The sequence below is a fragment of the Shewanella sp. c952 genome (assembly GCF_019654975.1).
Taxonomy (GTDB): domain Bacteria; phylum Pseudomonadota; class Gammaproteobacteria; order Enterobacterales; family Shewanellaceae; genus Shewanella.
The window spans coordinates 43,243-53,454 of the sequence record NZ_BPEW01000032.1; the positions used below are offsets into that span (position 1 = coordinate 43,243).

Below are 10,212 nucleotides of genomic sequence, written 5' to 3' on the forward strand. Positions count from 1 at the left end.
CTGCATGTGCAACTTAGCTAAGCGATCTTAAAAGCTAATCGTTAGAAGTTAAAGGTTCTTGCAACAGACAGCACAGCGCGAGTATCGGCAGTGTCGATATCCATGCTGGTGTCTTCAACAGCTAGATTAAAGTCGAAACCTTTCCAGCTAGTCATGTATTCAGCGCGGTAATGGTTATACGCCTTATCGCCATCCCATGACCATTTAGCTTCATCGGTAGAGGTCGAGCGGTCAAAGCTGATACGAATATCATGGCCTTCAGCAACAGTAAATGTGTGCGCGGCCATCATGATGTAGTGACCTGCATCAACACCAAAGTAATCCCAGGTATACCAGAAGTTCAGCTCAGATTGGCCTGCTGATGAAGCGTAACCAAATTTGGTGTAAATTTCTGGGTACTGGTAATCGCTAGAAGCGTCGTCACCATGGTAAGTGTAGTAAGCAATACCAGCATCCAGTGAAACACGTTCACTTAACTGGTAAAACATACCGCCGTAAAAGTCTAGCTCTAACCAAGTGTCATCGCTTGAGCCGTAATCAACGTTCGATGCCCAAGTACCAACATACCAACCTGCATCGGCTGCATAGTCAAGGCTTGCCTGCAGGGCTGGACCATTGTCTGTTTGGCTCACACCGTTAAAAGTGTAATCAGAGGTCGCGTTAACGGTTGAGCTAACACCTGCAAAAGCAGAGGTCGGTAAAGCTATTAGACCTACTAGCGCAAGACTTTTAATTGTTGTTTTCATCATTTCCCTTTCTTCTTATTTTGACTAGCTATTAGTTAGCTAATTCAATTTTGCTAAAATCAATTTTGTTTTCTTTTGGTGAATGCTCAATCGCAGCCACTTTGTTAAATTTGGTGGCTAAGATATAACCAAAGCACGCCAAAATAAGTGCAATAGCTAATGCACCAACCCACTGGATCTCAAGGAAGTTAAGCTGGAACAGTAGTGTCAGACCACTCATTAGCACGATATTGCCGACGATATATTTGGTCTTGCCGAAACGTTCAACCGTAAGGTTTAAGTTGTCGGTATATAGACGGATTAATGAGTCGAGTGAGTTGATCACAAAGGTGATCCCCACTAACACCATGGCGATGTTGTAGAAGCCAGTGGTGGCTATCTCATTGGCACTGTAGTAGTACAGCACCGTAAACCAAACGGCGATAGGCAGTGACGGGAATACCATCATGGCGATTAACACCTGATAGGTTTTCATGCCGCCGACAAAGCGAGAAGTAAACTGACCAATCATGATGCTCCAAGCAAACCACCAGAAAAGGTAGAACTCGTGGTAATCATTTAATGGCAACACAAACTGGTGGATATTACCGAAGTAATCACCCAGCATGGCAAAGGTAGTGACAAACTCGCCCACACCTGAGTCTTTTGATAAGAATGCGCCGGCCCACATCAATACAATTAAGCCCATGAACAACCAAGTACTGGCTAAACTCAACTTACGTACGTAGCGAATACTGGTGCTTGAGTAAACTGCTGCGGCAATAATCACAAATACAATGAGATAGAAGCTGCTAACAACCGTTTCGCCATCGCCCATCTCTGGTAGATACCAAGGTAAGTTGGTCAATAGTAGGTAAGCGGTAAACGCACAAGTACCGATAATTACCACGTTATTAATGAACTTAATCAGTGGGATTTCGAAGAACTTGACTCTTGGCTCTATGACACAGAAATAGAAACAGGTCAGAAAGTAAAACGCCCAGATTAGAAATGCCCAGAAGCCAAACTCAATCGCTAGCGGATTGGTAAAGCCGTACTCAGGACTGGCAGCGACATCAGCGTAACCGCCAAATTCGGTCAGTGGGAACATAATCAGTCCCACGTCCAAACCTGAGGTAAACAAAATGGCGATAAAGGTGAAAGTACGCACGGGGGTGACTCCGACACACTTAACATTGCCCCAGCGGTAAATCACAAAAGCGATGGCTGCGAACGTAAATAATATCCCTATGGTAAGCCAAGTAGTCATTACAGAACTCCCGACTTATTATTGTTATAAAACATGGGTTTAAATCCTTGTGTTTATTATTGTTATGCTAACTTGCAGCAAATTTTGGCTGCAAAAATCCCTCAAGCCTTAATTATCGATTTAACGAAAGTTAAGGTTTGATAAATTACAGTTGGCGATTATGGCCATTTAGCCCTACTTGGCTTAGGCTGACCGAGGCCTATACCCAGCTATTTTGAAATGCGCAAATTGATTGCGGAACATCTCCAGTTCGCTGGGGACATCGACTGGTTTAGCGCTTAAATGCTGCGCTAAACCAAGCGACCTATCTCGTGGTGCTATCTTTTGGGTAAATGGTTGCGCTGCTGTTGCTGCCAATTGTTGGCAGTAATCACTGGCGCTGTGCTCGGCGCTAATGGGCTATGACCTAAAATCAAGTCTGCCGCTCGCTCTGCGACCATAATGGTTGGTGAATTCAAATTGCCATTTGGAATGGTTGGGAAAATAGAGGAATCAACCACTCTAAGGCCTTCCATGCCATGTACTCGGGTCTGTGAATCAACCACTGCCATCGGGTCTTCGCCCATTTTGCATGAGCAAGATGGATGGTAAGCACTCTCAACGGAGCTTCGTACAAAGCTGTCTATCTGCTCATCGGTTTGCACGCTAATACCTGGCTGGATCTCTTCGCCGCGATATTCATCGAGTGCATTCTGATTGATGATCTCGCGGGTAAGGCGAACACAGGCGCGAAAGCCTTCGATATCATCTTGATGTGACAGATAGTTAAACTGAATACTTGGCGCAACATGCGCATCACTAGAAACCACTTTAATACTGCCGCGGCTTTTAGGTTTGTTATGGCCAATGTGCACCTGAAAACCATGGCCGGCAAAAGCTTCTTTGCCGTCATAACGCATTGCTGCTGGCAGGAAGTGATATTGTAAGTCTGGCCACTCAAGCCCAGCTTTTGAGCGAATAAAACCACAAGACTCAAAGTGATTAGTGGCGCCAAGACCTGACTTGTTTAAGATCCAACGGGTACCGATAAATAGCTTATTCAATGGGTCGAGTTTGCCATTAAGCGATATTGGCTTAAGGCACTTAAATTGGAAGTAGAACTCGAGGTGATCTTGCAGATTCTCGCCCACCCCAGGCAGTTCATGCACTTGCTTAATGCCAGCTTGTTTGAGTGTCTCGCTTGCGCCAACACCTGATAGCTGCAAAATATGCGGTGAACCAACAGAGCCAGCTGACAGTACCACCTCTTTGTTGGCATTAACTTCAATGTGCTTACCTTTGCGCTCAAAGTGCACCCCGACCGCTTTTTTGCTTTCGCCCGCTTTAGTCGAAAACAATACCTTATGCACCAATGCATGGGTGATAACCGTAAGGTTGCTGCGTTTCATTGCTGGTCGTAAGTAAGCATTTGAGGTTGACCAACGCACACCATTTTTAATGGTCATGTGCATGGCGCCAAAACCTTCTTGCTGCGCGCCATTGTAGTCATCAGTCGCTAAGTAACCAGCGTCAACGCCAGCATCTACAAAGGCTTTATAGAGCGGGTTTTTCATCTCATTGCCGTTATTAACCGCAAGAGGTCCGGTTACGCCGCGGTAATCGTCTTCACCAAAAGCCCAGCTTTCAGCTTTTTTGAAGTAGGGCAGGCAATGGGCATAATCCCAATCTTTAGCGCCCTCTTGCTGCCATTCATCAAAATCACGCGCATGGCCACGCACATAGACCATGCCGTTAATTGATGAAGAACCGCCCAGTACCTTACCGCGAGGGCAGTGCATACGGCGGTTATCAAGATGTGGCTCAGCTTCGGTTTCAAACTGCCACGCATACTTAGCGGTATTCATTGGAATAGACAGCGCGGTTGGCATCTGGATAAAGATGCTCTTGTCACTACCGCCGGTTTCTAATAACAGCACTTTGTTGTTGGCATCGGCAGATAAACGGTTGGCGAGTACACAGCCCGCACTACCAGCACCAACAATAATATAGTCGTACTTTTCGTTTGATTTAGAGGTCATGTCAGCGCCTTAAAATGGACTTTCAAGAGGCTGCATACCCACGTATACGGCTTTGATTTGAGTGTAAGCTTTTAGGGTTTCGCTGCCGTTTTCACGGCCAATACCCGACATCTTATAGCCGCCGACAGGCATTTCTGCTGGTGAGGCGCCATAGGCATTTATCCAGCAAATACCTGCTTGCATCTGATGTATCACGCGGTGCGCGCGGGTAATGTCTTGAGTAAACACGCCTGCGGCCAAGCCTAAGCGGGTGTCATTAGCGCGGCGAATGACTTCATCTTCATCATTAAACGGTAGTACCGACATCACCGGGCCGAAGATCTCCTGTTGGCTTAAGGTCATTTCATCATTGCACTGACCAAAAATAGTCGGTGCAACAAAATAGCCATTAGGGCAGTTATCAGGGCTTAAAGTGTGGCCGCCAGCGAGTAGCTCTGCGCCTTCTTGTTTGCCAATCTCAATGTAACTCATCACCTTATCCAGATGCGGTTTAGAGATGAGCGCGCCAAAGTTCGTTGCAGGATCCATCGGATCGCCACAGACAATATTCTCTTTAGTGCGTTTAAGGAGTTTTTCAATAAATTGAGGGTAGATATCTTGCTGCACAAATACCCGTGTGCCATTGGTGCAAATTTCGCCCTGGGTATAGAAGTTACCTAACATCGCTGCTGATACAGCATTGTCGAGATCAGCGTCGTTGAAGACGATTAACGGTGACTTACCGCCAAGCTCCATAGTGACTTCTTTTAGTGAGCTGGCAGCCGCTGCCATGACTTTTTTGCCTGTGCCCACTTCACCGGTGAACGACACTTTTGCTATCTCTTCATTATGGGTTAGCCAAGCGCCGACACGGCCATCACCTTGTACTACGTTGAATACACCATCGGGTACGCCTGCTTCGGTAAATATCTCTGCAAGCTTTAATGCACCAAGGGGCGTTTCTTCCGACGGCTTAAAGATCATCACATTACCGCATGCGAGTGCGGGAGCTGATTTCCAGCAGGCGATCTGTAGCGGATAGTTCCAGGCGCCAATCCCGGCGCAAATGCCTAAAGGCTCGCGGCGGGTGTAATAAAAATCATCGCCAACCGATTGTTGGTTGCCTTCGATACTCGGCGCAAGTCCAGCAAAGAACTCAATTGAATCGGCGCCGGTCACCACATCAACCACTGACGCTTCTTGCCATGGCTTACCTGTGTCTTGTACTTCTATTGCTGCAAGTTCATCGTTGCGCTCGCGCAGCAGTGCAACCGCTTTAAGTAAAATACGACTGCGCTCAAAAGTGGTCATTGCCGACCAAACGGCAAAGCCTGCTTTGGCACTTTCTATTGCTGCTTGTTGGATTTTTTCATCGGCAACTTCAACTAAGTAGTTGACCTTGCCAGTTGCTGGGTTAATCACTTCAAAGGTTTCGCCGCTACTGTTTTTGAGCGCTTGTCCGTGGATATAGTTTGGATATACAACTAGTGACATCGGGTTTCTCCGTACTGCATGATCACTGCCTCGATAAAGGCCTTACATAAAATTTGTGCCTGTTCGAACTCTTTCTCTGGTGCCGCGCTCAAGGCACTACGCAACCAAAATCCGTCAATCATGGCGGCAGTTTGTTTAGCTGCAGTGATGGCGCTGGTATGGGGAAGTAGTTTTTTGAAAGAGAACAGAAGATTGCTATATAGGCGTTGGCTGTTGATATGCTGCAACCTTGCGAGCCCTGGCTCGTGCATTGCTTGTGACCAAAAGCTTAACCAGGTTTTGGTTGCCGGTCTTGAGCGTTGCAACTCGGTAAAGTTAGCCTCGACAATGGCGTGTAACCTCGCCAGTGGCAATAACTCTTTATCTGCCGTGCGACTCAGTAGCGCTTGTTTAAGCTGATCGAGTAGGTATTTTTGTGTCGCTTCAATTAACCCTTGCTTGCCACCAAAGTAATGGCTAATTAACCCTGATGATAACCCCGCCAAACCACTAATCGTATTGATGGTGGTGTTGTGCAATCCATGACGTTCAACAGACACTAAAGTGGCGTCGATGAGCTGTTGTTGGCGGACTGTTTTCATTGGCGGGCGCGGCATAAAAGGCGAGATCCTGAATGGCTATTATTGTTAGTATTTTTGTAGCTGAAATTGTTAATTGAACGTTCAATTAATAACAACTCTAATGGTTAGAGCTGTAACTATCAACCTTTATTAAAATTTGAGACTTGAATCACAGATTCATTTTATGAATTTATGCTTGGGAACGCCCGGTTGTAAGTGTTTGATTAACATGGGACTAAATCGACGAATGATAAGTGTTCAATAGTCGCTGTTTTGCAAAAAATTAAATTTGAACAAAAATTAGTTTCAACCGTAATCTTTAGCATTCGATAGCTCTGGGCTGTTGTTATTCGAATGACGATCCTTTTGTGCTCAGGGGAGGTGATTCGCCCATAATCAGCTTATTAGTGCTAAGGAGAAATCCAGCATTATGACTACTGAATAAAAGCATTTTTAAAACACAAGTTTGATATACGAACCGAGTTGTTCTCTTTTTTGTAGAAGTTCTTGGTTTTATCACACTCCTTGTTTAACACTGTCCGTATATTAGGGGGTTGTTAAGCTGCTAAGCTTTTACTCATTCACTTTTAACTCATTTGATATTGATGTCTATGTCACGAGGCGCTTAACGTGCAGCGGCGCAACTACTAGATACCGATATCACAGAAAACAGGATGATAGATCCAATGGTTAAGAAAATCATATTAGACACAGATCCAGGGATTGATGATGTCATGGCGATCCTGTTCGCTGAGGCACACCCTGAGATAGAGCTCAAAGCGATAACCACTATTTACGGTAACGTGACTATTGCGGGCGCGACGCATAACGCTCTATACCTAAAACAAAAGTACGGCCTTGAGGCCGATGTTGCAGAGGGTGCTAGCAAGCCTATTGTTAGACCGCCGGTTGGGCCTACTGTAGCGGTACATGGCGAAAGTGGTTTTGGTGATGTGCAGGTACCTGCTGATGTTGCGGGCAAGGCCGATAGTCGCCCTGCTTACCAATATATTATTGATGCGGTAACAGCCGAGCCAAACGAAATCACTTTAGTCGCCATCGGACCTTTGACTAACCTAGCGCTGGCGCTGCAAGCTGAGCCTAATATTGTCAACTTAGTGAAAGAAGTGGTGATCATGGGCGGCGCATTTGGGGTTAACGATCACCGCGGTAATGTGACCCCATATGCAGAGGCTAATATCCATGACGATCCTCATGCTGCCGATATAGTATTTGGCGCAGCTTGGCCTGTAGTGATAATTGGGCTTGATGTTACTGAGCAAAGCTTCTTCACGGCAGACTACTTAGACAAGTTGCGTGATGATGCCGCTGAAGTCGGTCAGTTTATTTGGGACGTGAGTCGCTTCTATCTTAAGTTTTACAAAGAGAAAGTGGGCTTAAATGCTTGTCATGTACACGACCCATCAGCGATTGCTTATGTGATTAAACCTGAGCTGTTCACCCTCAGAGAAGGGCCGGTTCGCGTGGTGACTGAAGGACCTGCAGAAGGGATGACCATTCAGAAATTCGATGGCCGTCAATACATGCATGATGAGTGGCAAACTCAAACACCACAGCGTATTGGGGTTGCAGTGAATGATAGCGAACTGCTGGAAATTTACCGCCAAACCATTATTGATTACGGCCACAAGCAGCAGTGATTATCAGGCTTGAAAGCGTTAAACGGTTTTTAAGCTGAGCGGATAGCTAAAAAAGCCTAGTGTTTAACACTAGGCTTTTTTGTGACTTGCAGACTTATGCTAGCAGGAAAACTGTTAAACCTCGGGCTATTAAAGCCTTGCAGCGACTAAGCTCGCATCTGGCATATTCGCTGCGCCTTCACGCTCTACAGCCAATGAGGCATAGGCGTTAGCAAATCTTGCCGCATCTAATAGGCTGTCGCCTTTTACTATTTGTGCAACCAATGCGCCATTAAAAGCATCACCCGCACCCGTGGTATCAGTAACAACGCATTTTATGGCGGCCACTTCACTGAAACGGCCGTTTTCATACAACAATACACCCTGAGCGCCGCGGGTGATAACGACCTTGTTTACTCCCATTTGACTCATCTTTTCAGCTGCTTGTTTAGCGCTATCAAGATTGGTCACTTCGATGCCTGTCATCAAAGACGCTTCAGTTTCATTTGGGGTCACCATATCGACATACTTTAATAAGCTTGGAGTCTCGTTATGGTAGGGCGCAGGGTTAAGCACCACACTTACGCCATGGGCGTGAGCTATCTGCATCGCCTGTTTAACCGCATCGATATTGTTCTCAAGTTGAGTTAGCAGCAGATCTGCACCCACAATGTGTTGCTCCGCTTGTTTGATCTCTTGCTGGGTAATGTCGGTATTGGCACCAGAGTGCACTGCAATCATGTTCTCACCAGTTTGCTGACAAACATAGATGAGGGCATTGCCAGTAGGGGTGCTATCTGATTCGGCGATAATCGTGTTATTAATCCCGGTCGTCGCCAAATGCTCTTTAGCAAAATGGCTAAATTGGTCTTTACCGATTTTGGTCATAAAGGTGACATTGGCGCCCGCTTTTGCCGCGGCATAAGCTTGGTTAGCCCCTTTGCCGCCAGCACCAATATTGTTGCTCAGCGCATGTAACGTTTCACCGGGCTGGGGAAAGCGCTCCAATGTAGAGACGATATCGACATTAAAAGAGCCGAGTATAAACACCTTGTTATTCATTTCATTACCTCTACGTTTACTAGGAGTCTGCGCGGATGGACTCGATAAACTGGCATTGCTGGTTAACTGTGATAATAGGTTATCCAGACAATATTTATCGGCATCGAACTCCGCTGAGATCTGTACACCACCATGAGTCCTTATCACCTGTCGCTCGTTTTGCAGTAACACCAGATCGCAACGAATGGTCTTAGGCGTAACTTGCAGTAACTTGGCAAGTTGGGCATTGGATAAGGTTTTGTGTTCACTGAGCAGTTTTAAGATCACTGTCAGTCTTTCATTTCGGCTGAGTTTGTTCATAGGGTTGAATATACGCGTAGCGGTTTAAAGAGGTTGTGATTAAGCTAAAAGCTTAGCATGGGAAGTGAACCAAATGGTTTGTTTTTTAGAAGCGATCCTAATTTTCCTTTGGTGTGGATGCGGCCTTGCGGCCGAAAAGCCGTGGCGCTTCACCCACACCAGAGCTTTAGCGTGATAGCAATCAAACTTCGTTTGATAAAGGTCGTGGCGCTTCGCCCACACCAGAGCCAAGGGGGAAAGCGCTTGTCCCCCTTGACAATCCCTCAGCGCCCCAGACGAAGTTTTCTTCCTCGCACTTATTCAAAATAGCCTAACGCTTCCGATGGGACATCCTGTCTCGCGAAAGCTATGCCCACGTCCGTGTGGGCGTTACGGCTATTTCTTCAACGTACTTCGGCAACTTCGATGGGGAATTTGTGTTTTCTGCAATTCTTGTAATCCAATCTTTCCCCTTAATGTGTTATCTCCAGTAATTTGTCTTATGCAGCGCTGACCTCTTTGTAATACTTTTTCATCAGTCAGAAAGGTATCGGCTCCATCTGTCGAAAACCTTTTAGTTCACCAATGCATATGCTTCTATACACTAGTATTGGTTTTGCACGGTTAATCTCTTCATTTAGCACAATCAGTTCGCGGTTTGCTATTGAGCTAAAATAAAAAAAATAGTAAATTCAAGTAACTAAAAACACGCGTGCTCGGTTTGTAAGTGATAACAGGAAAGCAAAGTGTGCATTCTCGCTTTTCCAGACAGTGCTTTAGGTTTTAATGTGACAAACCTTTATGGATCAAGTGCTTGAGAGTAATCGCCTAAGCTGTTCTAACCTAATAAACGCGCAACGTGCAAATACTAAGACGTTAGGTACATTTCACTACTTCAGGACACGGAGGTTCGATGCAGGACGGAAAACTAATTTGGCATGTGGCTTGTGACGAATCTGGTGTTGGCGGACAAAAATATTATGGCTTTGGTTCACTATGGATGAAGTACCAAAGACGCGGTGATTTTGTTAGCAAAATTCGTGAACTCAGAGAAAAACACAGATATCACAATGAAATTAAATGGCAAAAAGCTCATAAGAAGCACTATGCCGAATTTTATGAAGAACTAATAGAAATGTTCTTCAAACATCAGTGGTTAGCTTTCCATTGTATTGTAATACGTAA

Annotated in this window: 8 protein-coding genes; 2 read left to right on the forward strand and 6 right to left on the reverse strand. The window is 45.6% G+C overall.

The features are described from left to right. Positions 1–41 precede the first annotated feature (41 nt). The 5 genes from K5R16_RS17700 to betI all read right to left on the reverse strand — a co-directional run bounded on the left by K5R16_RS17700 (position 42) and on the right by betI (position 6,082). Positions 42–746 carry a TorF family putative porin gene (locus K5R16_RS17700; RefSeq protein WP_220739103.1) on the reverse strand — a complete coding sequence of 235 codons (705 nt, stop codon included), beginning with the start codon at positions 744–746 and terminating at the stop codon, positions 42–44. Positions 747–777: 31 nt separating this feature from the next. Next, complete coding sequence (locus K5R16_RS17705; RefSeq protein WP_220739104.1) at positions 778–1,995, reverse strand: BCCT family transporter; 1,218 nt, start codon at positions 1,993–1,995, stop codon at positions 778–780. Between the two features lie 317 nt (positions 1,996–2,312). Further along, positions 2,313–4,013 carry a choline dehydrogenase gene (betA, locus tag K5R16_RS17710; protein ID WP_220739105.1) on the reverse strand — a complete coding sequence of 567 codons (1,701 nt, stop codon included), beginning with the start codon at positions 4,011–4,013 and terminating at the stop codon, positions 2,313–2,315. A gap of 9 nt (positions 4,014–4,022) precedes the next feature. After that, complete coding sequence (betB, locus tag K5R16_RS17715) at positions 4,023–5,486, reverse strand: betaine-aldehyde dehydrogenase (RefSeq protein WP_220739106.1); 1,464 nt, start codon at positions 5,484–5,486, stop codon at positions 4,023–4,025. Then, complete coding sequence (betI, locus tag K5R16_RS17720) at positions 5,477–6,082, reverse strand: transcriptional regulator BetI (RefSeq protein ID WP_220739107.1); 606 nt, start codon at positions 6,080–6,082, stop codon at positions 5,477–5,479. Before betI ends, betB begins: the two co-directional genes overlap by 10 nt. A 650-nt stretch (positions 6,083–6,732) precedes the next feature. Between betI and K5R16_RS17725 the strand changes: the two genes are divergently transcribed. Beyond that, the gene (locus K5R16_RS17725; RefSeq protein WP_220739108.1) at positions 6,733–7,707 is read left to right on the forward strand and encodes a nucleoside hydrolase; all 975 of its coding nucleotides are present in this window, start codon (positions 6,733–6,735) and stop codon (positions 7,705–7,707) included. A 129-nt stretch (positions 7,708–7,836) separates the two neighbouring features. On the opposite strand, the gene rbsK is transcribed toward K5R16_RS17725, so the two are convergent. Continuing rightward, the gene (gene rbsK / locus K5R16_RS17730; protein ID WP_259649920.1) at positions 7,837–9,015 is read right to left on the reverse strand and encodes a ribokinase; all 1,179 of its coding nucleotides are present in this window, start codon (positions 9,013–9,015) and stop codon (positions 7,837–7,839) included. A 925-nt stretch (positions 9,016–9,940) separates the two neighbouring features. Here rbsK and K5R16_RS17735 point away from each other — a divergent pair. Beyond that, positions 9,941–10,212 (forward strand): DUF3800 domain-containing protein (locus K5R16_RS17735; protein WP_374758405.1); only part of this gene is annotated, 272 nt, incomplete at its 3' end.

What these genes read in the sequence shown, in the direction of transcription:
- K5R16_RS17700 (WP_220739103.1), bottom strand. Translation starts at nt 746, where the DNA reads ATGAAAACAACAATTAAAAGTCTTGCGCTAGTAGGTCTAATAGCTTTA.
- K5R16_RS17705 (WP_220739104.1), bottom strand. Translation starts at nt 1,995, where the DNA reads ATGACTACTTGGCTTACCATAGGGATATTATTTACGTTCGCAGCCATC.
- betA (WP_220739105.1), bottom strand. Translation starts at nt 4,013, where the DNA reads ATGACCTCTAAATCAAACGAAAAGTACGACTATATTATTGTTGGTGCT.
- betB (WP_220739106.1), bottom strand. Translation starts at nt 5,486, where the DNA reads ATGTCACTAGTTGTATATCCAAACTATATCCACGGACAAGCGCTCAAA.
- betI (WP_220739107.1), bottom strand. Translation starts at nt 6,082, where the DNA reads ATGCCGCGCCCGCCAATGAAAACAGTCCGCCAACAACAGCTCATCGAC.
- K5R16_RS17725 (WP_220739108.1), top strand. Translation starts at nt 6,733, where the DNA reads ATGGTTAAGAAAATCATATTAGACACAGATCCAGGGATTGATGATGTC.